The sequence below is a fragment of the Cupriavidus sp. FW305-46 genome, from assembly GCF_058787075.1.
This window is the reverse complement of record NZ_JBYSZI010000039.1, coordinates 46801-70815: the sequence shown is the minus strand read 5'-3', so window position 1 is coordinate 70815 and position 24015 is coordinate 46801. Positions and strand designations below refer to the sequence as shown.

Here is a 24015-nt window from a genome sequence, read left to right as displayed (position 1 = left end):
CCCCCATCATGTCCAGCCAGACCGCCCCCGAAATCATCCCCGTCGCCCCCGGCACGCCCGAAAAGCCCTACTTCGGCATCGACGTGCCGCTGATGCGCTATTTCGGCCTGCAACCGGTTCAGATCGAGGAGGGCCTGTGCCGCACGCGGCTGCCGGCGCACCCGTCGCTGGTCAACAGCCGTGGCGATGTGCATGGCGGCACGCTGATGGCGACGCTGGACTTCACCCTGAGCGGAGCCGCGCGCTCGCATGCGCCGCTGGAAACCGGCGTGATCACGATCGACATGTCCACGCATTTCCTGGCGGCAGCGCGCGGCGAGCTGACGCTGGAGGCGCGCTGCCTGCGCCGCGGCGCGCGCATTGCATTCTGCGAGGGCGAGGTCAAGGATGCTGCCGGCACCGTGGTGTGCGTGGCGCGGGCCGCATTCAAGCTGGTGCCGCTGTCCGCCGGCGGCAACTGACCCTGGCGTCGGCCTGGCCGCTCAGTCCTGCAGCGGCCGGTACACCTGTTCGAAGCGTGCGCGCTCGGTGATGCCATAGTCGCCGGGCGCGTATTGCATCAGCCAGTCGCCCGGCTTGCCGTGCAGCACGTCGCCGCCGGCGCTGCGCGCGATGCTGAAGGCCTCGTGCATTTCGCGCGCCAGTACCGGGATCGGCTTGTTGCGGTAGGCGCCGTCCTGGCCGTGCGCCAGCGGCGGCACGGCCTCGTGTTTGGGGTCGAAGCGGTCGCGCGAGACGCACCAGCGGTCGCCGCCGCGGCTGGTGATCAGCGCATCGCCAGGCTGGTAGCGGTTGGGTCCCTCGCGGCTGATCAGCTCGCCGGGTTCGGTGGCGAACACCACGTCGACAACTTCATGCTTGAGGTAGAACGCGGCAGCCGGGTCGCTGCGCAGGTCGATATCGGCCAGCATCGGCATGTCCGTCAACCCAGCGCGCGCGGCGCGAACAAATGGTTCAGCGGGCCGTTGCCGGCACCCAGCCGCAGCCCCGCGCCCGCCGCGATGGCCTGCGCCACGTAGTCCAGCGCCGTGCCCACCGCCGCCTCCAGCGCATCGCCGCGCGCAAGCTGAGCGGCAATCGCGGCGGCCAGCGTGCAGCCGGTGCCGTGCAGGTTACGGGTATCGACACGCGGATGCGTGAACACGCGCATGCTGCCGTCGGCCAGCATCAGCAGGTCATCCAGGCCGTCGGCGGCGGCACCGTCTTCCAGGTGGCCACCCTTGAGCAGCACCGCGGGGCAGCCCATCGCGATCAGGTCGGCGGCGGCCTGTTCCATCTCCGCACGGCGCGTGATCCTGCGGCCCAGCAGGTAGGAAGCCTCGGGCAGGTTGGGCGTGACCAGCAGCGCGCGCGGGAACAGCAGCCGCACCATCGCCTGCGTGGTGGCGTCATCGGACAGCGTCGCGCCCGAGGTCGAGATCATCACCGGGTCCACCACCAGCTTGCGGATGGCGTGCCGGTCCGCCGCCGCGGCCACCGCCTCGACGATGGCGGCGGTGCCCAGCATGCCGGTCTTGGCCGCGTCCACGCCGATATCGCTGGCCACGGCATCGATCTGCGCGGCCACCATGTCGGCGGGAATGGCGTGCACGCCGGTCACGCCCAGCGTGTTCTGCGCGGTGATCGCGGTGATGGCGCTCATGCCAAAGCAGCCCAGCGCGGAAAAGGTCTTCAGGTCGGCCTGGATGCCGGCGCCGCCGCCGGAGTCGGAACCGGCGATGGTCAGGGTACGGGGTGGCGTTGGGATCATCTGTGCAGGAATCGGAGGGAGCCGGTGCGCAAGGCGCCCGGGCACGCTACAATACCGCCACTCCGAGGAGCGTTGCAACGGATGGCGGCCTGCGAAGCACATCGCGCGGCCGGCGGCACAGCCGCCCCATGCCATCCGCCAGGCTCGGACTGTCTTCAACGGCGCTCGCTGATCCGTGGTCCGCACGGAGGCGAGTCGACCTATCCGCGTGCTTTGCATGTGCCCTTGCGCCATGCCACGGCTGCCAGATTCCCCGTACTCGTCACCTGCGTGCCACTCTTCACCGGGAGTGAAACATGAACGCTGTGACCGACCTGAAGCAAGACTACCTCGTCGCCGACATCAACCTGGCCGGCTGGGGCCGCAAGGAAATCGCCATTGCCGAGACCGAGATGCCCGGCCTGATGGCGATCCGCGACGAATTCGCCGCGGCGCAGCCGCTCAAGGGCGCGCGCATTGCCGGCTCGCTGCACATGACGATCCAGACCGCCGTGCTGATCGAGACGCTCAAGGCACTGGGCGCCGACGTGCGCTGGGCCTCGTGCAATATCTTCTCGACCCAGGACCACGCCGCTGCCGCGATCGCCGCCGGCGGCACGCCCGTGTTCGCGTTCAAGGGCGAATCGCTGAAGGAATACTGGGACTTCACCCACCGCATCTTCGACTGGGCGGATGGCGGCACCCCCAACATGATCCTGGATGACGGCGGCGACGCCACGTTGCTGCTGCACCTGGGCGCGCGTGCCGAGAAGGACGAGTCGGTGATCGCCAAGGCCACCAGCGAAGAAGAAACCTACCTGTTCGCCGCGATCAAGGAAAAGCTGGCCAAGGACCCGAGCTGGTACAGCCGCAACCTGGCAGCCATCCGCGGCGTGACCGAGGAAACCACCACCGGCGTGCACCGCCTGTACCAGATGGCCCAGAAGGGCGAACTGCGCTTCCCGGCCATCAACGTCAACGACTCGGTGACCAAGAGCAAGTTCGACAACCTGTACGGCTGCCGCGAGTCGCTGGTGGACGGCATCAAGCGCGCCACCGACGTGATGATCGCCGGCAAGGTTGCCATCGTGGCCGGCTACGGCGACGTGGGCAAGGGCAGCGCACAGGCGCTGCGCGCGCTGTCGGCCCAGGTGTGGGTGACCGAGATCGATCCGATCTGCGCGCTGCAGGCCGCGATGGAAGGCTACCGCGTGGTGACCATGGACTACGCCGCCGAGCATGGCGATATCTTCGTCACCTGCACCGGCAACTACCATGTCATCACCCATGACCACATGGCGAAGATGAAGGACCAGGCCATCGTCTGCAATATCGGCCACTTCGACAACGAGATCGACATCGCCTCGATCGAGAAGTACGAATGGGATGAGATCAAACCGCAGGTCGATCACGTCAAGTTCCCGGACGGCAAGAAGCTGATCATCCTGGCCAAGGGCCGCCTGGTGAACCTGGGCTGCGCCACCGGCCACCCGTCGTACGTGATGAGCAGCTCGTTCGCCAACCAGACCATCGCCCAGATCGAACTCTGGCAGGAACGCGACAGCGGCAAGTACCCGGTCGGCGTCTACACGCTGCCCAAGCACCTGGACGAGAAGGTGGCGCGCCTGCAGCTGCGCAAGCTGAACGCGCAGCTGACCGAGCTGACCGAACAGCAGGCCGCGTACATCGGCGTGAAGAAGGAAGGCCCGTACAAGGCCGACCACTACCGCTACTGATCCACACAGGAAGGCAGGGCTCCCCCTCCCGCTTGCGGGAGAGGGGGAGAAACCACATTCAAGGAGCCGTCATGAGATTACTGGTCGTCTGGATCATCAACGCTGTTGCGCTGTTCGTGCTGCCGTACATCATCTCGTCGATCCACATCCAGAGCTTTGGCTCGGCGATGCTGGCGGCGCTGGTGCTGGGCCTGGTCAATACGCTGATCCGTCCGATCCTGGTGATCCTGACGCTGCCGGTCACGCTGCTGACGCTGGGGCTGTTTATCTTCGTCATCAACGCGCTGCTGTTCCTGTTTGTCGGCAACCTGCTGTCGGGCTTTACCGTCGGCGGTTTCTGGGCGGCCCTGCTGGGCTCCATCCTGTACAGCGTGATCTCGTGGCTGCTGGCCAGCCTGCTGCTGGGCGAACGCACCGCCTGACGCGGCCTGCACTGACACGAATCCCATACCGCGCGCCGCGCCAACGCGGCGCGCCACCATTATGCAAGACCGCTACTTCAGCTTTGAATTCTTCCCGCCCAAGACGGCGGAGGGCACGGAGAAACTGCGCAACACGCGTGCGCAGCTGGCCCCGCTCAAGCCCAAGTACATCTCGGTGACGTTCGGCGCCGGCGGCACCACGCAGCAGGGCACGCTGGACGCGGTGCTGGAAATCCAGCGCGAAGGCATCGAGGCCGCGCCGCACCTGTCGTGCGTGGGCTCGTCGCGCGAGAGCATCCGCGCGATCCTGCAGCAGTACCGCGAGGGCGGCATCCGCCATATCGTCGCCCTGCGCGGCGACATGCCCTCGGGCATGGGCGAGATCGGCGAGTTCCGCTACGCCAACGAACTGGTCGAGTTCATCCGCGCCGAGACCGGCGACTGGTTCAACATCGAGGTCGCGGCCTACCCCGAGTACCACCCTCAGGCCAAGTCCCCGCGCCACGATCTGGACAACTTCGTGCGCAAGGTCAGGGCCGGCGCCGACTCCGCCATCACGCAGTACTTCTACAACGCCGACGCCTACTTCCGCTTTGTCGACGATGTGCGGGCGCAGGGCGTGGAGGTGCCGATCGTGCCGGGCATCATGCCGATCACCAACTACTCGCAGCTGATGCGCTTCTCCGAGATGTGCGGCGCCGAAGTGCCGCGCTGGGTGGCCAAGCGGCTGGAGAGCTTCGGCGACGACCGCGAATCGATCCGCGCCTTCGGCCTGGACGTGGTCACCGCGCTGTGCGAGCGCCTGCTCGCCGCGGGCGTGCCGGGCCTGCACTTCTACACGCTCAATGCCGCCGGCGCCACCAAGGCGATCTGGCAGCGCCTGAAGCTGTAAAGCCCGCCATGGCCACGCGCCGCCCCGATCCCTTCATCGAACATCTGCTCGAGCTGATGGGGCCGCTGGCGGCGCGCATCGGTCCCATTGCGGCCAAGCGCATGTTTGGCGGCCATGGCCTGTTCTATGACGGGCTGATGTTTGCGCTGGTGTCGGGAGGCACCTGCTACCTGAAGGCGGATGACGCCACGCGCGGCAAGTTCGAGGCCGAGGGCAGCGAGCCCTTTCGCTACCAGTCGGCAAAGCGCGAGGTCACCATGCGCCACTACCTGAGCCTGCCGCCGGCGGCGCTGGAATCGCCCGGCGCGATGACGCCCTGGGCGAAGCTGGCGGTGGAGGCGGCGCTGCGGCTGGGGAACGCGGGCTGAGTGTTTGCTTCCCTCTCCCGCGTGCGGGAGAGGGGAGCCTGCTGCGGGCGCTTGTGGTGCTCCCACGATGCCTGCGATCGGTGCCATACTCGGCACCATGGTCACCGCCACCTTCCGCTTCTACGAGGAACTGAACGACTTCCTCGCGCCGGACCAGCGCCGGCGTGACCTGTCCTGCGCCTGCGCGCGCGCCGCCACGGTCAAGCACATGATCGAGGCGCTGGGCGTGCCGCATACCGAAGTCGAGCTGATCCTGGTCAATGGCGAATCGTCCGGGTTCGAGCGGCAGCTGTGCGATGGCGACCGGGTCTCGGTCTATCCCAAGTTCGAACGGCTCGACGTGTCCCCGCTGCTGCGGGTACGCGAGCAGCCGCTGCGGGTGATGCGCTTTGTCGCCGACGCGCACCTGGGCGGCCTGGCGCACCTGCTGCGCATGACCGGCTTCGACACCCTCTACGACAACCATTTCGAAGACAGCGAGATCGAGCGCATCGCCGTCGACCAGGGCCGCGTCGTGCTGACGCGCGACCGCGAGCTGCTCAAGCGCCGCGGCATCACCCACGGCTGCTATGTGCGCGCGATCAAGTCGCAACTGCAGGTGCGGGAAATCTTTGCGCGGCTGGACCTGGCGCGCAGCGCACGGCCGTTTTCGCTATGCCTGGACTGCAATGCGCCGCTGCGCGCGCTGGATGCGGCGGGCGCGGCCGGGCGCGTGCCGCAAGGGGTGCTGGAGCGCCATCGCAGCTTTGTCACCTGCGACCAGTGCCGGCGCGTGTTCTGGGAGGGCTCGCACTGGCGCTGCATGCGTGCGCTGGTGGACGAGCTGGTGCGGCGCGACGAGGCCGAGCAAGGTTAGAACGCGCCGGATTCCGTGACGATCCAGTCCATGGCGATGTCATGCGGCTGCGCCTGCAACGGTGCCCGGCAGTTTTCGTAGCCAATGCCGATCGCCACCGGCCGCTGCGCCATGGCCGCCAGCGTGCGGTCGTAGAAGCCGCCGCCGTAGCCCAGGCGGAACTTGTCCGGGCTGAATCCGACACAGGGAATGAGCAGGGCATCGGGCGTCACGGCCTCAGTGCCGTCCGGCACCGGGATGCCGTAGTGGCCGGTGGCCATGGGCGTGTCCGGTGTCCACAGGTGGAAATCCAGCGGCGCGCCCGGGCGGCTGACCGACGGCAGCGCGGCGCTGCGGCCAGGCATGGCGGCTAGCCAGATGCCGACCGCGTCGCGCGCGTCGAACTCCTGCTGGATCGGCCAGTAGAAACCGAGGCAGCGCGCGGCCAGGCCGGCCAGCAATCCGGATAGCGCGGCGGCGATGCGCGCGTCGGCTTCGGCGCGTGCGGGCAGGGCGGCGCGCTGCGCCAGCAACTGCGTGCGCAGTGCGCGACGGTCTTCGGCGGCGGGGTTGGGTGCGGTCGTGGCAGGAGTGGATGACATGGCGTGGGATAATGCCCCTCGTCCGAACCAACACGAACGGCGGAACCGCGGCTGGGCACAAGGTTGCAGGCGCCGGCGCCGCCGTCATCGACAAGGAAGCAAAGAATGCTGAAGGGAGTATATCTGCAGCGTGCCGGCCGGGCCGCCTGGATCGCGCTGGCATGTGCACTGCTTGTCACGCCCGTCCATGCGCAGAAGCGCCCGCAGGCGGTGTCGCGCCCGCAGGCGGCGGTGATCCCGAGCGATCCCGACGAGGCCTTCACCGCGCTGCGCGAAGCCGCGCGCAAGAACGATGTGGAGCGTGCCTACGCGATCTCGGCCACGCTGGTGGACTACCCGGTCCCCTCCTATGTCGAGTACTTCCGCATCAAGCCGCAATTGTTCGACGCCAGCGGCCTGGCGCGCATCGATGCGCCCGACGACCAGGTGCGCGTGTTCCTGCAGCGCTACAAGGGCGACGCCATTGCCGACCGCATGCGCAATGACTGGCTGCTGGTGCTGGGCAAGAAGCGCGACTGGGCCAATTTCGATGTCGAATACCCGCAGTTCGCGCTCAAGGACGATACCCAGGTCGAGTGCTATGCGCTGCTGTCGCGCGCGCTCAAGGGCCAGAACGTGGCCGCCGATGCGCGCAATGTGCTGAGCGACCCCAGGTACTACGGCGAAGGCTGTGTCGACCTGATCGGCTACCTGGCGCAAAGCCAGCAGATCCAGCGCAGCGACGTCGCCTACCAGGCGCGGCTGGCGCTGGAGCAGAACTATGTCACGCTGGCCGGCAAGATCGCCGCGCTGGTGCCCGACGCGCGCGCGGATGGCGATACGCTCGCCACCATCGTCAAGATGGCGCGCAACGACCCGTCGCAGGCTGCCGCCTACCTCGGCACGGCCCAGGGCGCGCTGTCGCGCGACGAGCAAGGCGCGGCCTGGGGCGTGATCGGCCAGTTCGCGGCCAAGAAGCTGCTGCCCGACGCGGCCGGCTACTACCGCCGCCAGATGGACCTGGGCGGCAACCAGTGGCTCTCCGACGACACCCAGGAGTGGCGCGTGCGCGCCGCGCTGCGCCAGGGCGACTGGAAACAGGTGCGCCAGGCGGTGGAGCTGATGCGCCCCGAACTGCGCGCCAAGGACCCGGCCTGGATCTACTGGTATGGCCGCGCGCTCAAGGCCGACGGCCGCGACACCGAGGCCCAGCAGAACTTCCAGCAGATCGCCGGCCAGTTCAACTTCTACGGCCAGCTGGCCAGCGAAGAGCTGGGCAACCGCATCACGCTGCCGGCGCGCACCACCGTCAGCGACGCCGAGGCCATGGCCATGCGTTCGCGCCCCGGTTTTCAGCGGGCGCAGAAGTTCTACAACATGAACCTGCGCTTCGAAGGCAACCGCGAGTGGAACTGGGAACTGCGCAATATGAGCGACCGCGAACTGCTGGCCGCGGCCGAGTATGCGCGCCGCCTGGAGCTGCTGGACCGCACCGTCAACTCCGCCGACCGGACCCGCAACGAACATGATTTCACGCTGCGCTTCCTGATGCCGTATCGCGACATCATGCAGCGCGCCACCGACGATGTCGGCCTGGACATGGCGTGGGTTTACGGCCTGATCCGCCAGGAATCGCGCTTCATCATGAATGCGCGCTCGTCGGCGGGCGCACATGGCCTGATGCAGGTAATGCCGGCCACGGCCAAGTACGTCGCGCGCAAGATCGGCATGAACGACTTTTCGCCGTCGATGATGGGCGATCCCAATATCAACATCCTGCTTGGCACCAATTACCTGAACATGGTGCTGACCGACCTGGACAGTTCGTGGACGCTGGCTTCGGCTGCGTACAACGCCGGCCCGGGCCGGCCCAAGGCCTGGCGCAGCACACTGGCGCGGCCGGTGGAAGGCGCGATCTTTGCAGAGACCATTCCGTTCAATGAAACGCGCGGCTATGTGAAGAATGTGCTTTCCAACGCCACGTACTATGCTGCATTGATGAGTGGCCGTCCGCAGTCGCTGAAATCGCGCCTGGGCATGGTCGCGCCGTCGGCGGTGACTACCACCAGCCTGCCCTGAAGTCACCCCTGCGGGGGCGGGCAGGACGGCCCCTGCCGGGACGATCCGGCGGGCCCGGGCTGGCGCAGGGTGCCGCGGCGTGCAGTTTTCTTGGCACGGAGGCATCATGCAGACCAGCAACGTCCTCGTTATCGGTGGCGCCGGCTTTATCGGCAGCCACCTCGTCTCGCGCCTGGCCGGGGCTGCCTCGGCCTCGGGCGCGCCGCTTGAGCCTGGCGCCAACCCCGATTCGCCCATCGCCCCCGACCGCATCGTGGTCGGCACGCGCAATATCGAGCATGCGCAGCACCTGCTGCTGCTGCCGCGCGTGGAGGTGGTGGAGCTGGGCCTGGCCGACAATGCCGCGCTGGACGATGCCATCGGCTCGCTGGGCGTGGATGGCATCGTCGTCAACCTGGTGGGCGTGCTGCACGGCGAGCGCGCCGACCCCTACGGCGAAGCCTTTGCCAGCGCGCATGTGGAGATGGTGCGGCAGATCGCGGCATCGTGCCTGTCCACCGGCGTGCGCCGGCTGTTGCATATGAGCGCGCTGGGCGCGGACAGCAACGGGCCATCGATGTACCTGCGCAGCAAGGGCGACGGCGAGCGCGTGGTGCGCGCCAGCGGGCTGGACTGGACCATCTTCCGGCCCTCGGTGGTGTTTGGCCCCGACGACCATTTCCTGAACCTGTTCGCCCACATGCAGCAGATGGCCCCGGTGGTGCCGCTGGCGTGCGCGCATGCGCGCTTCCAGCCGGTATTCGTGCAGGATGTGGTGCAGGCCTACCTGAATGCCATGGTGAACCCGGCCACCATCGGCCACGGCTATGAGCTGGGCGGCCCGCAGGTCTATACCCTGGAAGAGCTGGTGCGCTTTGCCGGCCGCGCTTCCGGGCATCCGCGCCCGGTGATCGCGCTGCCCGATGCGCTGGCACGGGTGCAGGCCAGCATCATGGAGCATATGCCGGGCGAACCGATGCTGTCGCGCGACAACCTCGACTCGATGCAGCTCGACAATGTGCTGGAGCACCCGGTCGCACCCGAACTGAACCTGCATCCGGCCAGCCTGGAGTCGGTCATGACCGACGCGCTGGCGGGGCGCAACCGCGATACCGCGATGACGCATATGCGGGCCAGCGTGCACCGCTGACGCGCCGGCGTCCCGGTGCGCCCTATGTGACCGGATTTCATATCGGTTGCTAGCGCAATTCACTTTGACGCGGGCGGCAGCACTGGCAGAATGACCAGTCCGGCGCGCGGCCGCCATGCCGTCCTGCAGGCCCGCAGGCGCCGCGCCTGCGCCGTCTCCCTCCGTTTCCTCCCCCAAGGACCCACGATGAAGCTCGTCATCGGCAACAAGAACTATTCCTCCTGGTCGCTGCGCCCATGGCTGTTGCTGCGCCAGGCCGGCATTGATTTCGAAGAAGTGCAGGTGCGCCTGTTCACCGGCAGCTTCGCCGCCGAGATCGCGCGCTACTCGCCCGCGGGCAAGGTGCCGGCGCTGGTCGATGGCGAGGTCACGGTGTGGGATTCGCTGGCGATCTGCGAATACCTGGCCGAGCGCTTCCCGGAAAAGAACCTGTGGCCGGCCGACCGCGCCCAGCGCGCGGTGGCGCGCGCCGTCTGCGCCGAGATGCATTCGGGCTTCGGCAACCTGCGCAGCCAGTTGCCGATGAACGTGACCGCGGTGCTGCCCGGGCGCGGCTGGAACGTGGCGGTGCAGCGCGACGTGGAGCGCATCGCCGCGATCTGGGAAGGGCTGCGCCAGCAGCACGGTGCGAACGGGCCGTTCCTGTTCGGCGAGTTCACCGTCGCCGACGCGTTCTTTGCGCCGGTGGTGAGCCGCTTTGCCACCTACGGCATCCACCTGCCCGATGACGCCGAGGACGCCAAGGCCTACGCCGACTTCATGCTGGCGCTGCCGGCAATGCAGCAATGGATTGCAGGCGCACGCGAGGAGCGCGACTTCCTGGCCGACGACGAACCCTACCGGCTGGCCCCGGATCGTCCCGATGCGATAATCATCAACCACTGAGCAATACCGCCGGCGGGCCAGGTCCGGGCGCCGGCACATGACGAGGCCAGAACGATGCAGGTGTATGCCGTCGGCGGCGCGATCCGCGACGAATTGCTGGGCAAGCCCAGCCAGGATCGCGACTACGTGGTAGTGGGCGCGACCCCGGCGCAGATGGAAGCTGCCGGCTACAAGCCGGTCGGCAAGGACTTCCCGGTGTTCCTGCATCCGCGCACCAAAGAGGAATACGCGCTGGCCCGCACCGAACGCAAGACGGCGATGGGCTACAAGGGCTTTGCCTTTTATTGCGAGCCCGATGTCACGCTGGAAGACGACCTGGTGCGGCGCGACCTCACCATCAACGCGATGGCGCGCGCGGTCGATGCCGACGGTAACCTGACCGGCCCGGTCATCGATCCGCACGGCGGCCAGCGTGACCTGGCCGCGCGCCTGTTCCGCCATGTCTCCGACGCTTTTGCCGAAGACCCGGTGCGCATCCTGCGCGTGGCCCGCTTTGCCGCGCGCTTCCATGAATTCGGCGTTGCCGCCGAGACCATGCGGCTGATGCGCGAGATGGTCGCCGCCGGCGAGGTCGACGCGCTGGTGCCCGAGCGCGTCTGGCAGGAGCTGGCGCGCGGGCTGATGGAAGCGAAGCCGTCGCGCATGTTCGAGGTGCTGCGCGAATGCGGCGCGCTGGCGCGGCTGCTGCCCGAGCTGGAGCGCCTGTGGGGCGTGCCCCAGCGCGCCGATTACCATCCGGAAGTCGATACCGGCGTGCACGTGATGATGGTGATCGACCAGGCCGCCGCCATGGGCGCGCCGCTCACGGTGCGCTTTGCCGCGCTGGTGCATGACCTGGGCAAGGGCACCACGCCCGCGGACGTGCTGCCGCGCCATATCGGTCACGAAACGCGCAGCGCGCAGCTGCTCGAAGACGTCTGCGTGCGCCTGCGCGTACCCAATGAGTGCCGCGACCTGGCGCTGGTGGTGGCGCGCGAGCACGGCAATATCCACCGCTCGCTCGAGTTCAGCGCCGCAGCGGTGATGCGCCTGCTCGAGCGCTGCGATGCGCTGCGCAAGCCGGCACGCTTCGCCGAGGCGCTGCAGGCCTGCGAGGCCGACCTGCGCGGGCGCAAGGGCTTCGAGTCGAGCGCCTACCCGCAGGCGGCGCGCCTGCTGGCGGCGCTGGAAGCGGCGGCGGCGGTCGACGCCGGCGCGATCGCGCGTGCCTGCGGCGATGACGTCGGCCAGATCCGCGACCGTGTCCAAGCGGCGCGCGTGGCGGCGGTGGCGGCGCGCATCGGCGGTTGAGCGCAGCGCACCGGGCGCACCGGCGCGCTAGGTCCTGTTGCGCAGATAACTTGCCAAAGTGAAATCGTCCAGTTGGCTGTCAGGCTAGGCGCGAGGAGGCGCCATAGCCGTAGCTATGGCAACGACGAGCAACGACGCATGGCGGCCAACTGGGCGATTTCATGGCAAGGTATTCGCGGAACAGGACACTAGCGGTAGACCAGCACCGGGATCTTCGTGTGCGTGAGCACCTTCTGCGTCTCGCTGCCGATCACTAGCGCCTGCACCCCGCGCCGCCCGTGCGAGGCCATCACGATCAGGTCGCACTTCCTCGCCTCGGCCTCGTCGACGATGGCCTGGAAGATGTGGTCGCCGGTGGGGCAGGCGGTTTCGCAGGGCACGCCGGCCGCGGCGGCCTCCTGCACGATCGTCGCCAGGTAGGCCTCGGCCTGCCGGTAGGCTTCCTGCATGAAGCGTTGCCGGGTTTCCTGGAGCATGGCGGTCTGCAGGCGCATCACGTCATAGTGCGCAACGACCTGGATCGCGGTAAGGCGGGCCTGTATCGAGCTGGCCAGCGCGATGGCCTTGCGGTAGGCCGTATCGGACAGGTCCGAGCCGTCGACCGCTACGAGCAGATGCTTGAACATTTGGATCTCCTTGTACGGCGTCACCGCGCCGCAGCGGTGGCTCAGGCGCCAAGAAACAACCTGCCGACCTCCGGATCCCGGCCCAGTTCGCCACCCGTTCCGGCCATGGCCAGCTGGCCGGCCACCAGGACATAGCCGAGGTCGGCGAAAGCGAGCCCCTTGCGGGCGTTCTGCTCGACCAGGAGGATGGTCTTGCCCTCGTCCTGCTGCAGCTGGCGCAGGTGTTCGAACACCAGATCGACATAGCGCGGCTCCAGCCCGATCGAGGGCTCATCCACCAGCAGCACGGCGGGGTCCATCATCAGCGCGCGCGAGATTTCGAGCAGCCTGCGCTCGCCGCCGGAGAGCACGCTGGCGCGCTGGCCGCGCCGTTGCGCGAGCGCGCCATGGCGTTGGAAGATGCGCTCGGCCGCAACCCTGGCATCGCGCGGGTGCGGCATCAGGTACCCGCCCATCAGCAGGTTTTCTTCGACCGTCATGTCAGGGAAGATCGAACCCTCCTGCAACACATAGGCCACGCCTGCCTGCCGCAGCTTCCGCTCGGCACGCAGGTGGGTGACCGGCGCGCCGGCCACGGTGACGGTCCCCGACATGACCCGGGCCAGGCCGTAGATGGCGCGCAGCACGGTGGACTTGCCCGCGCCGTTCGGGCCGATCAGGCACAGCGAACCGCCGCGCGCCACGCGCAGGCTGAAGCCGTGCACGATCTCCATGCCGCCATAGCCGGCGACCAGGTTGTCCACCGCGACCATCGGCGTGCCGCCGGCCAGTTGCTCGAGTTGCTCGATCGTTGGCCGGGGGCGCGAGAGCGCTGCGGCGAGCGCGGCGGCAGGCGCGTGGACAACCGGCCGGGCGGTGTGCGCGCTGCTCATGGCTGTCCTCCCAGGTAGGCCTCGATCACCGCGCGGTTGGTGGTGATCTGCGCCGGCGATCCCTGCGCCAGCACCTCGCCATGCGCCAGGCAATAGATGTGGCCGGCCAGCTGCATCATCACCCGCATATTGTGTTCGATCACCAGCAGGGTGATGCCGAGCCGCGCGTTGATGTCCGTGAGCAGTGCGATCAGGCTGTCGATCATCACCGGGTTCACGCCGGCGGTCGGCTCATCGAGCAGCAGCAGCCTGGGTTCGTTCATCAGGGCCATGCAGATCTCGAGCAGCTTCTGCTGCCCGAACGACAGGTCGGCGCCGCGCTGGTCCGCGTGGTCCTGCAGCCCGGCCATGCGCAGGGTCTGCCGGGCCCGCTCCGTCACTGCTGGTGCCTGCCGCGTGCACATCGCGGCGAGTCCTTCATGCATATGGGGCACGCTGACCAGCAGGTTCTGCAGGCAGCTCATCTTGCCGAACACCCGCGTCTGCTGGAAGGTGCGCACCAGGCCCAGGCGGGCGATCTCGGGAACGCGCAGCCGCGAAATCTCGCGGCCGTCGAACGCGATCGATCCGCCGTCGATCGGGTGGTAGCCGACGATCGAATTGAAGAGGGTCGTCTTGCCCGAACCGTTCGGCCCGATCAGGCCCACGATGCTGCCGTGCGGCACCTGCACGGAGATGTCATGGTTGGCGACAACGCCGCCGAAGCGCTTGGTGACGCCGCGCACCGCAAGCAGGTCGGTCATGGCGCGGCACTCCCCGTCATGGGGCGGCGGTTTGCGCTGTAATCGCGCAGCCAGCCCATGATGCCGGTCGGGAACAGCACCACGATCAGCACGATCAGCACGCCGAGCGCAACGCGCTGCCAGTTCAGCAGGTAAGTCCAGAACAGCTCCTGGGTCAGGTGGAACAGCGCGGCGCCGATCACCGGCCCCCACAGCGTGCCCTTGCCGCCCAGGATTGCCATCACCACCATCCACACGCCGAAGGTGGCGCCGGCAAAGGCCAGCTCGCGCGGATCGATGAAGCCCACCAGGTTGCCCGTCAGGGCGCCCGCCATGCCGAGGAAGACGGCGCACACGCACCAGGCCAGGATCTTGTAGCGCGTGGTGTGCAGGCCGAGCGCCTCGGCCTTGTCCTCGTCGTCGCGGATGGCATTGAGCGCGAGGCCGAATGGCCGCGCATAGAGCCAGCGCAGCGACAGCAGGGTCACCACGGCCAGCACCAGCATCGCGTAGTAGAAGAACGGCTCGCGGCTGCCGGCCGCGCCCGGGAACAGCGGCAGCGTCATGCCCGATCCCGCGCCGATGAAGTCCCACCCGGCGGCGCCATCGGCGCAGGCGATGCCCAGGCCCAGCGTGCCGATGGCGAAGTAATGGCCGCGCAAGCCCAGCATGGCCGGGCCCAGCGCCAGCGCCGCGGCCACGGCCACCAGCGCCGCCAGGCCGGTACCCGCCGCGAGGCCGGCGAAGTAGCCCAGCCCGAAGTCGCGCTGCACCACCGCGCAGACATAGGCGCCAACGCCGAAGAACACGATATTGCCGAAGGAGTTGTAGCCCATCTGCCCGCCCATGACGTCCCACGTCAGCGCGAACAGCACCATCAGCCAGAGAAAGGTCAGTTGCGTGGTGATGCCGGCGAACAGCCACGGCGCGATCAGCGCGCCCAGGCTGCCCGCGAGCAGCGCCAGCCAGGCCACCGGGGAGGTGGGGGGAACATCCGATGCGGACCGGCGCGCGCCGCGCAGGTGCAGCTTCATCGCAGGTAGCCGCGCCGCCGGCGCAGCATCAGGTTGCGGCTTACCAGGATCACCACCAGCAGCGCGTAGAGGAAGGCGGTCTGGTATTCGGTGCCGAGCAGGAAGCCGGCATAGTTCTCGGCGATGCCCAGCCCGCCTCCCGCACCGAGCACCGGCAGCATGCTGCCCAGCCCGGCCACCACCACGATCATGAAGGCGCGCACGGTATAGGGCAGGCCCAGGTAGGGGTGGATGATCCAGGTCATTGCCACCAGCCCACCCGCCGCGCCGCAGATGGCGGCATTGAGGGCGAAGGTCGAGGCGTAGATGCGATCGGCGTCCACCCCCAGCACACGGGCAGCGCGCGCGTTCTGGGCGGTTGCCCGGATCGCCTGGCCGCGGCGGGAATGCCTGAGGAACAGCATCAGGCCGGCGCCCAGCGCCAGGGCTGCGGCGAACGCCGCCAGCTTGATCTTCGGCACCACCAGTCCGACCGGCAGCAACAGGCTGCCCAGCCCCGCATCGAGCGTGCGCACGTTGGCGCCGAAAGCAAGGTTGGCGAGCTGCTGCAGCACGATGCTCAGGCCGAAGGTGGCCAGCACCGAGACAAAGAGATCGCGCTCGACCAGCCGGAAGATGACGATGCGATAGAGTCCCCAGCCCACGCAATACATCACCGCTGCGGCAACCGGCACGGCCAGCATTGCGGGCACGCCCTTGCCAACCAGCCAGATCACGATATAGCCGCCCAGCATCACCAGCTCGCCCTGGGCCACGTTGATGAGGTTCATCACGCCCCATACCAGCGCCATGCCGTAGGCGGCCAGCGCAAAGATCGCGCCGGCCAGCAGGCCATCCACTACGAGCTGCAGGTTCAGCTCAGGACTCTGGAACAGGACCGCGAGATTGCTCATCTGCGTCAGGCCGCGCGGCAGCCCTCTATTTGCGCCGCGCCCAGGCAGGAGCCGGATAGATGACCTTCGACGACGCCCACTTGCCCGGCGCGACCACCTTGAACTTGCCGTCCTGTACCTGGTACAGCACCATCGACTTGGCGATGTTCTTGCCGCTCTGGTCGAACCTGAGCGGGCCGTAGAACGTCATCAGGTCGGTTTTTGCCAGGGCATCGCGGACCTTCTCCGTATCGAACGAGGCGGCGCGCTCGAAGGCGTCGACGAAGGCCAGCACCGCGGCGGTGGACTCGGCCGCCTGGTATGGCGCCTCGTAGTGGTACTCCTTCTCGAAGCGCTGCGCGTACTGGTCGGCCGTGCCGAACCAGCGGTCCTTGTAGCTGAGCGTGCGGTCCCATTGCGAGCCGCACACCGCGAATTCGGCGCTCTTGCCGAACTTCTCGATGATCTGCGCGGAGTCGCAGTGGGTCAGCGCCAGCATCGGCACATCGATGCGCATCTCCGCCACCTGCCGCACCGCCAGCACCGCGCCCTTCTCATGCCCGGATACCACCAGGATGTCCGGCTTGAGCGCCTTCACCTTGGCCAGCGTGGCCGACATGTCGTTCAGCTCGGGCGGCAGCTTGTCGTCGATCACCACCTTCATGCCGAGGCGTTTCGCATCCTCTTCCACGCCGTCGCGCACGTCCTGCGAGAAGTTGTCGTTCTCGATGGCGATGGCCACCTTGAGGTCCTTCGGCGACTTGCCTGCCCGTTGCGCTTCCTCGGCGGCAAGCTGGACGGCCGAACGCAGGTAGTAGTCGGAGGTGTTGAGCACCGCGAACATGTAGCGGTAGCCCTGCGTGAACAGGTTGCGGTCCGCGCCGTTGCCCTCGACCATCGGAATCTTGTACTTCTCCGTCACTGGTGCGATCGCCTTGGTGAGCCCGGAACTGTACGGCCCCAGCACGAACTTGACGCCGTCCTGGCTGATCAGCCGTTCGGCCAGCTGCGCGCCGCGTGCCGAGGTGGATTCGTCGTCGTAGTAGAGGACTTTCAACTGGTAGGCCTTGCCGCCAACCTTGACGCCGCCCATCTCGTTGACGCGCTTCACGGCAAGGTTGTAGCCGTCCTGGGTGTTCTTGCCATTGGTGGAGTACTTGCCGGTCAGGGAAACCGCGGCACCGAGGATGATGGTGTCGCCCTTGACCTTGGCGGCGGCGGGGACCGACACGGCCAGGCCAAGACCGGCCAGGGCGCAGACGGTGGCATGGCGTAAATGGATAGCGGGCCTGCGGTCGCCTGGCGAGCGTTGTGTGGATGCGCTTCTCATGATCACCTCCTCACTCTCTTCAACGTAGGACCCGTTTCTGAAAGGGGAAGTGCCCGTATGTCACGGGTCCATCACTCCATGAGGTGTTCCCGCGGATTCCTATTCATGAAATGAGGCCAGCGCTTGAGTGGATCGGGTAGATCGTTGGCCGGCGCGTTCCTGAAGTTGGTCGTGCCGCTGCCGTCGAAGTGATTCCGAAAACTACAGCAGCTTGCCGATCGCCAGCGCCATCAGCGAAATCAGGATCGTCGACGCAAACGGAAGCACGAATTCGCGCCCGAAAACGCGGAAGCGCACGTCGCCGGGCAGCCGTCCCAGCCCGATCTTCTGCAGCCATGGCAGCGCCGCGGACAGGATGATCACGCTCAGGAAAATGGTCAGGGTCCAGCGCAGCATGGCGGCTCCGGTGCCGTTACAGGGTATGGCAGCGGTCGCCGCGGGCAAAGCCGTCCATGGGTTCGCTGTCGTCCAGGCCGCGCGTGAGCGCGATCACCTTGAACAGCTCGCCCATCTCGGCTTCCGACAGCAGCTTCTGCACCGCATTGGCCTGCGGCAGGAAGGCGCGGGCGTCGGACGGGTCCAGCGCCATCAGCAGCTCGGTGATGCCTGCATTCATCAGGAAGCGCGCCTGCGAGGCAAAGCCTGCCACGCTCAATCCCGCATCCACCGCGGCGAGCGCAATGCCGCTGAAATTCACGTGCGCGGTGATGTCCTGCAGGCCCGGGTACAGGAACGGGTCCGGGTGCGCGTGATGGCGGTAGTGGCACATCAGCGTGCCGCCGGCGCGCTGCGGGTGGTAGTACTCGCCCGCCGGGAAGCCGTAATCGATAAAGAAGGCCGCGCCGCGCGCCAGCATGGCGCCGACCGCGCGGATAAAGCCCTCGGCCTCGGCATGGGTCTCGGTGACGAGGTCGTGGTCGCCGGGGATGGCGCGCAGTGCCTCGGGCACGTCGGCATCGGCCAGCGGGCGGTCCTCGAAGCGGAAGGCGGGGGCGGCATCGTCGCTGCGCGCTACGCTGTGCACTACGCCGCGCTCATGCCAGCGGCCGCCACTGCGTGCATAGAGCTGCACCGGCATCGCATCCAGCACTTCATTGCCGACGATCACGCCTTCAAAGCTGGCAGGCAGCGTATCGAGCCAGGTGACGCGGTCCGCCAGGTGCGGCGCGCGCTGCGCCAGCGTGGCCTGCTGGCGCGCGCGCAGTTCGCCCGAGAGTTCGACGATGGCGTAGGTGTCCGGCAACTGGCCTTCCTGCTCCAGCCCCAGCAGCAGGTCCGCCGCCAGCCGGCCGGTGCCGGCGCCGAATTCCAGCATGCGCGGCAATCCCTGTGCCAGCAGCGGCGCGAACTGGCGCGCCAGCGTGCGCGCGAAGAACGGGCTCAGTTCCGGGGCGGTGATGAAGTCGCTGCCGTCGCGGGCATCGCGCCCGAACTTGGCCGAACCGCCGCTGTAATAGCCCAGGCCGGGCGCGTACAGTGCCAGCGCCATATAGCGGTCAAAGCCGATCCAGCCGCCGGCCGCATCGATGGATTCGCCAATGCGGGCCGTAAGGGTATCGGACGCGGCCTGCGCGTCGGCGGGGGGAAGGGGTAAACTAGCGGCTTTCTGCATCCTGCGATTGTAGCAATGCCCGCATCCAAGACTCCTGCCAGCCAGACCGCTGACCAGACCCATAGCCAGACTGGTAGCCAGCGCGCCACCGCCCGCGGCGTGGCGCTGGTGACCGGCGGCGCGCGCCGCCTGGGCCGCGCCATCGCGCTTGAACTGGCGGCGCAGGGCTGGGACGTGGCCGTGCACTGCCATCGCTCGGTGGACGAGGCCGAGGCCCTGGCCACGCAGATCCGCGCGCTGGGCCGCCGTGCCGCGGTGCTGCGCGCCGACCTGGCTGACGAGGCCGCCACCGGCCGCCTGGTGGCCGACTGCACCGCCGCGCTGGGCGTGCCCGCTTGCCTGGTCAACAACGCTTCGCTGTTCCAGTACGACGTGGCGACCAGCTTCTCCTATGCGTCGCTGGATACGCATATGCGCACCAACGTCGCCGCGCCGCTGCTGCTGGCGCGCGAACTGCACAAGGCGCTGGGCGTTGCCGCCGGCAAGGACAAGGCCGCCGAACCGCGCGGCGTGGTGATCAACCTGCTGGACCAGAAGCTGGATAACCTGAACCCGGACTTCCTGTCGTACACGCTGTCCAAGGCCGCGCTGCAGACCGCCACGGTGCAGCTGGCCCAGGCGCTGGCGCCGCGCCTGCGCGTGGTGGGCGTGGCCCCGGGCATCACGCTGGTGTCGGGCGAGCAGTCCGAGCAGAGCTTCCGCCGCGCGCACCGCGTGACGCCGCTGGGCCAGTCGTCAACGCCCGAGGACATCGCCCAGGCGGTGGCCTACCTGGCGCAGGCGCGCGCCGTGACCGGCACCACGCTGTATGTGGACGGCGGCCAGCACCTGATGCCGCTGGCGCGCGACGTGATGTTCCTGACCGAGTAAGCTGGAAGCCAGCAACCGAATACCGTAGTGCCTGATGTGCCGCGCCCGCCGGGCGCGGCTTCCTTTTCCCCTCAGCAGCCCGCTCATGACCATGCTCGCCGCCCTTTCCCACCCCAGCCTGCAAGACTGCCGACGCATGTTCCTGCGCAACTACGAAGTGCAGATCAATATCGGCGTGCACGAATTCGAGAAGAAGGGCGAACAGCGGGTGCTGATCAATATCGACCTGTTCGTGCCGCTGGCGCAGAGCACCCCGCAGGCCGACAAGCTCGACGAAGTGGTCGACTACGACTTCATGCGCAACACCGTGGCCGAGCGCATGGCGCAGGGCCATGTGCACCTGCAGGAAACGCTGTGCGACGACGTGGCGCGCGCCATGCTCAAGCACCCCAAGGTGCGCGCCGTGCGTGTCTCGACCGAGAAGCCCGATGTCTACCCGGATTGCGATTCGGTCGGCGTCGAGGTATTCCACATCAAGCAGGCCTGAGCCGCCAGTGCCTGCGCGCCTGCAGCTTGCGGGCGCCTGACGTAAAATGTTGCCCCTTCGCGCCGCGCCGGCCATTCCATCCGGCGGGCGCCACGCAACAGGATGCTCCATGAGCCACTCGAACAACTTCTACCGCCTCGAGACGAGGCTGCAATCGCAAACCGGCAAGGCCATCGGCGACTTCGGCATGATCGAGGACGGCGACACCGTGCTGGTCTGCATGAGTGGCGGCAAGGACTCGTACACCATGCTGTCGGTCCTGATGGCGCTGCAGAAGCGCGCGCCGATCAAGTTCAAGCTGATCGCGATGAACCTGGACCAGAAGCAGCCCGGCTTCCCGGAACACATCCTGCCGGAGTACCTGAAGTCGGTCGGCGTGGAGTATGTGATCGTCGAGGCGGATACCTACTCGATCGTCAAGGAGAAGGTGCCCGAGGGCAAGACCACCTGCTCGCTGTGCTCGCGCCTGCGCCGCGGCGTGATCTACCGCACCGCCAAGGAGCTGGGCGCCAACAAGATCGCGCTGGGCCATCACCGCGACGACATCGTCCAGACCTTCTTCCTGAACATGTTCTTCGGCGGCAAGATGAAGGCGATGCCGCCCAAGCTGTCGACCGACGACGGCCAGCACATCGTGATCCGCCCGCTGGCGTACTGCTCGGAGAAGGACATCGCGTCGTACGCGCGCGCCATGGAATTCCCGATCATCCCGTGCAACCTGTGCGGCTCGCAGGAAAACCTGCAGCGCAAGAAGGTCAGCGAGATGCTGCAGGACTGGGAGCGCCAGAACCCGGGCCGTATCGACAATATCTTCTCGGCGCTGCGCAACGTGGTGCCGTCGCACCTGGCCGATACCGACCTGTTCCCGTTCACCGGGCTGGCCACCGGCCTGGCCAAGGTGGATGAGGCGTCACTGTTCGGCGAAACCACCTTCCAGCAGCAGCCGCTGATGTTTGCCGGCAACGTGGAAGAGAACCGGATGGAGTTCGTGCGGTTTGAGCGTCCGCCCGCGGTTGCCGCGGCACCGGCGGAGCAGGCTGGCACGCAGTAGCGCCAGCGCCCGCCGCATGGAAAAACGCCCGCTTGCGCGGGCGTGCTTCGTTTGGGGCAGGGTTTCAGTTCGTCGCCGCCGACTGCACCGGGGCGCTTGCCTTCTCGCGTATCAGCGCATGCGTGTCGTCGATCCATTTCTGGAACCGGTCTTGCGCGTGCGCCTTCTGCTGCGGCGTGGTCATGTTGGCGATGGCCACGGTCAGCGCGATGCCCGCATTGATGCTGGCTTCGTGGCTGGCGGCATGCTTGGCCGGCGGGTTCTGCCAGTATTCGCGGAAGCGGCGCAGCACGTCTATCACCTGCGCCTTGGGCGGCTGCGTGGCCTGCACGTAGCGCACCATTTTGAGCCATTCCTGCTGCCGGGCGACGCGCTCGGCGTAGCGCGACTCGGCATTCTGCACCACCGGGCCTATCCTGGCGCGGATGGCCTTTTCCTGATCGCTGGAGAAGTTGCCGTAGACCAGCCGCGCGTAGTCCATTACCTTGTCATAGCGCGCATCCTCGCGCTGCTCAGGGTCTGGATTCAGGAATTTCTTGCGGTACTTGGCATTGCCCTCGGCAAATTTCTTTTCCATGCGGCCGATCTGCTCAGGCGTCAGCGTCAGCAACAGGTCGGCAAGGTCGGGCATCGCTTGTTCGAACGACTTGCGCGCCAGTTGCTGCGAAGCGTCCTGGAAGTGCTCGACCATGGCCGGGGTCACCGGTTGCCGCACCTCGGCCTTGGCCTGCTGCAGCAAGGTGGCGATTTCCGGCAACTGCGCCTTGCGATGCCAGGCAAAAAAGCGCGCAATGGCCTCGCGCGTGAGCGGCTCCTGGGCCGTGCTGACATCGACGTAATTGTCGATCCACCAGTACGCCAGGTGGTCGCCCTGCTGGTATCCCAGCTTCATGGCGCTGCAGGCGCACAAGGCCGCTGCGCCCAGAATCGCGAAAATCCGCCGGGCCCAGCAATTGTGAAATTCGGAAACGACGGTCCGATGCGCAGAAACCGCCATGTTAAAATCGGCGCGCATCGCAACCGGGGCGCCCAGATGACTGCCAGCCAAGTCCTGGCAAGGGTTTGCGGGATTATGCGCAGGCCTGGCCGCAGATTTTCGCCAAGCCCGGCGGCGCAGTCCGCCAAACACCCGGCTGGCGTTTTCAAGAATATTTTCGGACACACTCACTTAGGGGTCTCCTTGTGAATATCGTCATTCTCGCCGCGGGCATGGGCAAGCGGATGTATTCCGATTTGCCCAAGGTACTGCACCCGGTCGCCGGACGGCCCATGCTCGCGCATGTCCTGGACACGGCACGTGCGCTGTCGCCATCGCGGCTGGTGGTCGTGGTCGGCCACGGTGCCGCGCGCGTGCGCGAGGCCGTTGCCGCCGACGATATCGCCTTTGCCGAACAGCCCCAGCAGCTTGGCACGGGCCATGCGGTGATGCAGGCACTTCCCTTGTTGGACGACAGCCAGCCCACGTTGGTTCTGTATGGTGACGTGCCGCTCACCAGCGCTGCCACGCTCCAGGCACTTGTGGCCGAGGCCGGCACGCAGCGCTTGGGCGTGCTGACCGTGGAAATGCCCGATCCGACCGGCTATGGCCGCATCGTGCGCGATGCCGCGGGCAGCATCGTCCGCATCGTCGAACAGAAGGACGCCAGCGAGGCCGAGAAGGCAATCCGCGAGATCAATACCGGCATTATCGTGTGCCCCACCGGCCACCTGCGCAAGTGGCTGTCGACGCTGCGCAACGACAATGCCCAGGGCGAGTACTACCTGACCGACACGGTCGAGCGCGCCGTGGCCGATGGCGTGGAGACTGTCTCGGCCCAGCCGGCGGCGATCTGGGAGACGCTCGGCGTCAACAGCAAGCTGCAGCTGGCCGAGGTCGAGCGCATCCACCAGGGCAACCAGGCCCGGCGCCTGCTGGAAGCCGGCGTGACGCTGCTGGATCCGGCCCGCATCGACGTGCGCGGCGAACTGAGCTGCGGGCGCGACGTCACTATCGACGTCGGCTGCGTATTCGAAGGGCGCGTGCACCTGGAAGACGGGGTGCGCATCGGCGCCCATTGCGTGATCCGCAACAGCACCGTCGGGGCCGGCGCCCAGGTACACCCGTTCTGCCATATCGACGAGGCCAGGGTTGGCCCCGCCGGGCGCATCGGGCCGTACGCGCGGCTGCGCCCCGGCACCGAGCTGGGCGAGGACGTGCATATCGGCAACTTTGTCGAGGTCAAGAATGCCCAGGTGGCCGCGCACAGCAAGGCCAACCATCTGGCTTATGTGGGCGATGCCACGGTGGGGTCGCGCGTCAATATTGGCGCGGGTACCATCACCTGCAACTATGACGGCGTGAACAAGCACCGCACCGTGATCGAGGACGATGTCTTTATCGGCTCCGACACCCAGCTGGTGGCCCCGGTGACGGTGCGCCGCGGCGCCACGCTGGGCGCCGGCACCACGCTGACCAAGGAGGCGCCCGCCGACAAGCTGACGCTGTCGCGGGCCAAGCAGCTGACCATCGACGCCTGGCAGCGGCCGGTCAAGCAGCCGAAGAAGTAAGCGTCAGAGGGCCGCCCGCGGGCGGCCAGGGCACGCGCCCCCCCCG

26 protein-coding genes and 1 riboswitch are annotated in these 24015 nt (G+C 67.5%); of the genes, 14 read left to right on the top strand and 12 right to left on the bottom strand.

What is annotated here, in order from left to right; genetic code table 11:
- The first annotated feature begins 8 nt into the window (after positions 1 to 8).
- Positions 9 to 461 carry a PaaI family thioesterase gene (locus AC3WON_RS19510; protein WP_456803365.1) on the top strand — a complete coding sequence of 151 codons (453 nt, stop codon included), beginning with the start codon at positions 9 to 11 and terminating at the stop codon, positions 459 to 461.
- 21 nt (positions 462 to 482) lie between these two features.
- Here AC3WON_RS19510 and AC3WON_RS19505 read toward each other — a convergent pair whose 3' ends face one another.
- Together AC3WON_RS19505 and thiD are read right to left on the bottom strand one after the other, a co-directional pair.
- Positions 483 to 917 carry a PGDYG domain-containing protein gene (locus AC3WON_RS19505; RefSeq protein ID WP_492352519.1) on the bottom strand — a complete coding sequence of 145 codons (435 nt, stop codon included), beginning with the start codon at positions 915 to 917 and terminating at the stop codon, positions 483 to 485.
- Between the two features lie 5 nt (positions 918 to 922).
- On the bottom strand, positions 923 to 1750 hold the full coding sequence (gene thiD / locus AC3WON_RS19500) for a bifunctional hydroxymethylpyrimidine kinase/phosphomethylpyrimidine kinase (RefSeq protein ID WP_492352518.1): 828 nt from the start codon (positions 1748 to 1750) through the stop codon (positions 923 to 925).
- Positions 1751 to 1808: 58 nt separating this feature from the next.
- A riboswitch (S-adenosyl-L-homocysteine riboswitch) is annotated at positions 1809 to 1924 on the top strand.
- 122 nt (positions 1925 to 2046) lie between these two features.
- On the opposite strand from thiD, the gene ahcY reads away from it, so the two are divergent.
- The 5 genes from ahcY (at position 2047) to AC3WON_RS19475 (ending at position 6003) form a co-directional block, all read left to right on the top strand.
- On the top strand, positions 2047 to 3465 hold the full coding sequence (ahcY, locus tag AC3WON_RS19495; protein WP_492321176.1) for an adenosylhomocysteinase: 1419 nt from the start codon (positions 2047 to 2049) through the stop codon (positions 3463 to 3465).
- Between the two features lie 71 nt (positions 3466 to 3536).
- On the top strand, positions 3537 to 3887 hold the full coding sequence (locus AC3WON_RS19490) for a phage holin family protein (RefSeq protein ID WP_011614424.1): 351 nt from the start codon (positions 3537 to 3539) through the stop codon (positions 3885 to 3887).
- Between the two features lie 61 nt (positions 3888 to 3948).
- The gene (gene metF, locus AC3WON_RS19485) at positions 3949 to 4779 is read left to right on the top strand and encodes a methylenetetrahydrofolate reductase [NAD(P)H] (protein WP_492352517.1); all 831 of its coding nucleotides are present in this window, start codon (positions 3949 to 3951) and stop codon (positions 4777 to 4779) included.
- An 8-nt stretch (positions 4780 to 4787) separates the two neighbouring features.
- Positions 4788 to 5147 (top strand): TfoX/Sxy family protein, encoded by a 360-nt coding sequence (locus tag AC3WON_RS19480; RefSeq protein ID WP_492321177.1) that lies wholly within the window; start codon positions 4788 to 4790, stop codon positions 5145 to 5147.
- Between the two features lie 97 nt (positions 5148 to 5244).
- On the top strand, positions 5245 to 6003 hold the full coding sequence (locus AC3WON_RS19475; protein WP_492352520.1) for a Mut7-C RNAse domain-containing protein: 759 nt from the start codon (positions 5245 to 5247) through the stop codon (positions 6001 to 6003).
- Here AC3WON_RS19475 and AC3WON_RS19470 read toward each other — a convergent pair.
- Complete coding sequence (locus AC3WON_RS19470) at positions 6000 to 6584, bottom strand: 5-formyltetrahydrofolate cyclo-ligase (RefSeq protein WP_492321178.1); 585 nt, start codon at positions 6582 to 6584, stop codon at positions 6000 to 6002. The two genes, AC3WON_RS19475 and AC3WON_RS19470, sit on opposite strands and share 4 nt — an antisense overlap.
- A 105-nt stretch (positions 6585 to 6689) precedes the next feature.
- Here AC3WON_RS19470 and AC3WON_RS19465 point away from each other — a divergent pair, with 105 nt between their 5' ends.
- The 4 genes from AC3WON_RS19465 (at position 6690) to AC3WON_RS19450 (ending at position 11946) form a co-directional block, all read left to right on the top strand.
- Positions 6690 to 8642, top strand: a complete 1953-nt coding sequence (locus AC3WON_RS19465; RefSeq protein ID WP_492352516.1) for a lytic transglycosylase domain-containing protein — start codon at positions 6690 to 6692, stop codon at positions 8640 to 8642.
- A 106-nt stretch (positions 8643 to 8748) separates the two neighbouring features.
- The gene (locus tag AC3WON_RS19460) at positions 8749 to 9771 is read left to right on the top strand and encodes a complex I NDUFA9 subunit family protein (RefSeq protein ID WP_492321180.1); all 1023 of its coding nucleotides are present in this window, start codon (positions 8749 to 8751) and stop codon (positions 9769 to 9771) included.
- A gap of 186 nt (positions 9772 to 9957) precedes the next feature.
- Positions 9958 to 10656, top strand: coding sequence for a glutathione S-transferase family protein (locus AC3WON_RS19455; RefSeq protein ID WP_492321181.1), 699 nt, complete (start codon positions 9958 to 9960; stop codon positions 10654 to 10656).
- A 54-nt stretch (positions 10657 to 10710) separates the two neighbouring features.
- Positions 10711 to 11946: a multifunctional CCA addition/repair protein gene (locus AC3WON_RS19450; RefSeq protein WP_492321182.1), complete on the top strand. Its 1236-nt coding sequence runs from the start codon at positions 10711 to 10713 to the stop codon at positions 11944 to 11946.
- Between the two features lie 188 nt (positions 11947 to 12134).
- Here the strand turns inward: AC3WON_RS19450 and AC3WON_RS19445 are convergent, their stop codons facing one another.
- The 8 genes from AC3WON_RS19445 to AC3WON_RS19410 form a co-directional block, all read right to left on the bottom strand.
- Positions 12135 to 12572 carry a universal stress protein gene (locus tag AC3WON_RS19445; RefSeq protein ID WP_492321183.1) on the bottom strand — a complete coding sequence of 146 codons (438 nt, stop codon included), beginning with the start codon at positions 12570 to 12572 and terminating at the stop codon, positions 12135 to 12137.
- Between the two features lie 41 nt (positions 12573 to 12613).
- Positions 12614 to 13444 (bottom strand): ABC transporter ATP-binding protein, encoded by an 831-nt coding sequence (locus tag AC3WON_RS19440; RefSeq protein ID WP_492321184.1) that lies wholly within the window; start codon positions 13442 to 13444, stop codon positions 12614 to 12616.
- On the bottom strand, positions 13441 to 14187 hold the full coding sequence (locus AC3WON_RS19435; protein ID WP_492321185.1) for an ABC transporter ATP-binding protein: 747 nt from the start codon (positions 14185 to 14187) through the stop codon (positions 13441 to 13443). Before AC3WON_RS19435 ends, AC3WON_RS19440 begins: the two co-directional genes overlap by 4 nt.
- Entirely contained in the window at positions 14184 to 15200 is a 1017-nt protein-coding gene (locus tag AC3WON_RS19430) for a branched-chain amino acid ABC transporter permease (RefSeq protein WP_492321186.1), read from the bottom strand. Before AC3WON_RS19430 ends, AC3WON_RS19435 begins: the two co-directional genes overlap by 4 nt.
- Positions 15197 to 16093, bottom strand: coding sequence for a branched-chain amino acid ABC transporter permease (locus AC3WON_RS19425; RefSeq protein ID WP_492352515.1), 897 nt, complete (start codon positions 16091 to 16093; stop codon positions 15197 to 15199). The genes AC3WON_RS19430 and AC3WON_RS19425 overlap by 4 nt, the downstream gene beginning before the upstream one ends.
- A 25-nt stretch (positions 16094 to 16118) precedes the next feature.
- The gene (locus AC3WON_RS19420) at positions 16119 to 17402 is read right to left on the bottom strand and encodes an amino acid ABC transporter substrate-binding protein (protein WP_492352514.1); all 1284 of its coding nucleotides are present in this window, start codon (positions 17400 to 17402) and stop codon (positions 16119 to 16121) included.
- A 201-nt stretch (positions 17403 to 17603) separates the two neighbouring features.
- The gene (locus tag AC3WON_RS19415) at positions 17604 to 17798 is read right to left on the bottom strand and encodes a DUF2905 domain-containing protein (protein ID WP_492321188.1); all 195 of its coding nucleotides are present in this window, start codon (positions 17796 to 17798) and stop codon (positions 17604 to 17606) included.
- Between the two features lie 16 nt (positions 17799 to 17814).
- The gene (locus AC3WON_RS19410; RefSeq protein ID WP_492321189.1) at positions 17815 to 19014 is read right to left on the bottom strand and encodes a class I SAM-dependent methyltransferase; all 1200 of its coding nucleotides are present in this window, start codon (positions 19012 to 19014) and stop codon (positions 17815 to 17817) included.
- Between the two features lie 15 nt (positions 19015 to 19029).
- Between AC3WON_RS19410 and AC3WON_RS19405 the strand changes: the two genes are divergently transcribed.
- The 3 genes from AC3WON_RS19405 (at position 19030) to ttcA (ending at position 21422) form a co-directional block, all read left to right on the top strand.
- Positions 19030 to 19884, top strand: a complete 855-nt coding sequence (locus AC3WON_RS19405; RefSeq protein ID WP_492340224.1) for an SDR family oxidoreductase — start codon at positions 19030 to 19032, stop codon at positions 19882 to 19884.
- Positions 19885 to 19969: 85 nt separating this feature from the next.
- On the top strand, positions 19970 to 20371 hold the full coding sequence (locus AC3WON_RS19400; protein ID WP_011614433.1) for a dihydroneopterin aldolase: 402 nt from the start codon (positions 19970 to 19972) through the stop codon (positions 20369 to 20371).
- A gap of 109 nt (positions 20372 to 20480) precedes the next feature.
- Positions 20481 to 21422 (top strand): tRNA 2-thiocytidine(32) synthetase TtcA, encoded by a 942-nt coding sequence (gene ttcA, locus AC3WON_RS19395; RefSeq protein ID WP_492352513.1) that lies wholly within the window; start codon positions 20481 to 20483, stop codon positions 21420 to 21422.
- A 64-nt stretch (positions 21423 to 21486) separates the two neighbouring features.
- Here ttcA and AC3WON_RS19390 read toward each other — a convergent pair whose 3' ends face one another.
- The gene (locus AC3WON_RS19390) at positions 21487 to 22314 is read right to left on the bottom strand and encodes a DUF6279 family lipoprotein (RefSeq protein WP_492321192.1); all 828 of its coding nucleotides are present in this window, start codon (positions 22312 to 22314) and stop codon (positions 21487 to 21489) included.
- 290 nt (positions 22315 to 22604) lie between these two features.
- Between AC3WON_RS19390 and glmU the strand changes: the two genes are divergently transcribed.
- Positions 22605 to 23969, top strand: coding sequence for a bifunctional UDP-N-acetylglucosamine diphosphorylase/glucosamine-1-phosphate N-acetyltransferase GlmU (gene glmU, locus AC3WON_RS19385; protein ID WP_492321193.1), 1365 nt, complete (start codon positions 22605 to 22607; stop codon positions 23967 to 23969).
- The last annotated feature ends 46 nt before the right edge of the window (positions 23970 to 24015 follow it).

What these genes read in the sequence shown, in the direction of transcription:
- AC3WON_RS19510 (WP_456803365.1), top strand. Translation starts at nt 9, where the DNA reads ATGTCCAGCCAGACCGCCCCCGAAATCATCCCCGTCGCCCCCGGCACG.
- AC3WON_RS19505 (WP_492352519.1), bottom strand. Translation starts at nt 917, where the DNA reads ATGCCGATGCTGGCCGATATCGACCTGCGCAGCGACCCGGCTGCCGCG.
- thiD (WP_492352518.1), bottom strand. Translation starts at nt 1,750, where the DNA reads ATGATCCCAACGCCACCCCGTACCCTGACCATCGCCGGTTCCGACTCC.
- ahcY (WP_492321176.1), top strand. Translation starts at nt 2,047, where the DNA reads ATGAACGCTGTGACCGACCTGAAGCAAGACTACCTCGTCGCCGACATC.
- AC3WON_RS19490 (WP_011614424.1), top strand. Translation starts at nt 3,537, where the DNA reads ATGAGATTACTGGTCGTCTGGATCATCAACGCTGTTGCGCTGTTCGTG.
- metF (WP_492352517.1), top strand. Translation starts at nt 3,949, where the DNA reads ATGCAAGACCGCTACTTCAGCTTTGAATTCTTCCCGCCCAAGACGGCG.
- AC3WON_RS19480 (WP_492321177.1), top strand. Translation starts at nt 4,788, where the DNA reads ATGGCCACGCGCCGCCCCGATCCCTTCATCGAACATCTGCTCGAGCTG.
- AC3WON_RS19475 (WP_492352520.1), top strand. Translation starts at nt 5,245, where the DNA reads ATGGTCACCGCCACCTTCCGCTTCTACGAGGAACTGAACGACTTCCTC.
- AC3WON_RS19470 (WP_492321178.1), bottom strand. Translation starts at nt 6,584, where the DNA reads ATGTCATCCACTCCTGCCACGACCGCACCCAACCCCGCCGCCGAAGAC.
- AC3WON_RS19465 (WP_492352516.1), top strand. Translation starts at nt 6,690, where the DNA reads ATGCTGAAGGGAGTATATCTGCAGCGTGCCGGCCGGGCCGCCTGGATC.
- AC3WON_RS19460 (WP_492321180.1), top strand. Translation starts at nt 8,749, where the DNA reads ATGCAGACCAGCAACGTCCTCGTTATCGGTGGCGCCGGCTTTATCGGC.
- AC3WON_RS19455 (WP_492321181.1), top strand. Translation starts at nt 9,958, where the DNA reads ATGAAGCTCGTCATCGGCAACAAGAACTATTCCTCCTGGTCGCTGCGC.
- AC3WON_RS19450 (WP_492321182.1), top strand. Translation starts at nt 10,711, where the DNA reads ATGCAGGTGTATGCCGTCGGCGGCGCGATCCGCGACGAATTGCTGGGC.
- AC3WON_RS19445 (WP_492321183.1), bottom strand. Translation starts at nt 12,572, where the DNA reads ATGTTCAAGCATCTGCTCGTAGCGGTCGACGGCTCGGACCTGTCCGAT.
- AC3WON_RS19440 (WP_492321184.1), bottom strand. Translation starts at nt 13,444, where the DNA reads ATGAGCAGCGCGCACACCGCCCGGCCGGTTGTCCACGCGCCTGCCGCC.
- AC3WON_RS19435 (WP_492321185.1), bottom strand. Translation starts at nt 14,187, where the DNA reads ATGACCGACCTGCTTGCGGTGCGCGGCGTCACCAAGCGCTTCGGCGGC.
- AC3WON_RS19430 (WP_492321186.1), bottom strand. Translation starts at nt 15,200, where the DNA reads ATGAAGCTGCACCTGCGCGGCGCGCGCCGGTCCGCATCGGATGTTCCC.
- AC3WON_RS19425 (WP_492352515.1), bottom strand. Translation starts at nt 16,093, where the DNA reads ATGAGCAATCTCGCGGTCCTGTTCCAGAGTCCTGAGCTGAACCTGCAG.
- AC3WON_RS19420 (WP_492352514.1), bottom strand. Translation starts at nt 17,402, where the DNA reads ATGAGAAGCGCATCCACACAACGCTCGCCAGGCGACCGCAGGCCCGCT.
- AC3WON_RS19415 (WP_492321188.1), bottom strand. Translation starts at nt 17,798, where the DNA reads ATGCTGCGCTGGACCCTGACCATTTTCCTGAGCGTGATCATCCTGTCC.
- AC3WON_RS19410 (WP_492321189.1), bottom strand. Translation starts at nt 19,014, where the DNA reads ATGCAGAAAGCCGCTAGTTTACCCCTTCCCCCCGCCGACGCGCAGGCC.
- AC3WON_RS19405 (WP_492340224.1), top strand. Translation starts at nt 19,030, where the DNA reads ATGCCCGCATCCAAGACTCCTGCCAGCCAGACCGCTGACCAGACCCAT.
- AC3WON_RS19400 (WP_011614433.1), top strand. Translation starts at nt 19,970, where the DNA reads ATGACCATGCTCGCCGCCCTTTCCCACCCCAGCCTGCAAGACTGCCGA.
- ttcA (WP_492352513.1), top strand. Translation starts at nt 20,481, where the DNA reads ATGAGCCACTCGAACAACTTCTACCGCCTCGAGACGAGGCTGCAATCG.
- AC3WON_RS19390 (WP_492321192.1), bottom strand. Translation starts at nt 22,314, where the DNA reads ATGAAGCTGGGATACCAGCAGGGCGACCACCTGGCGTACTGGTGGATC.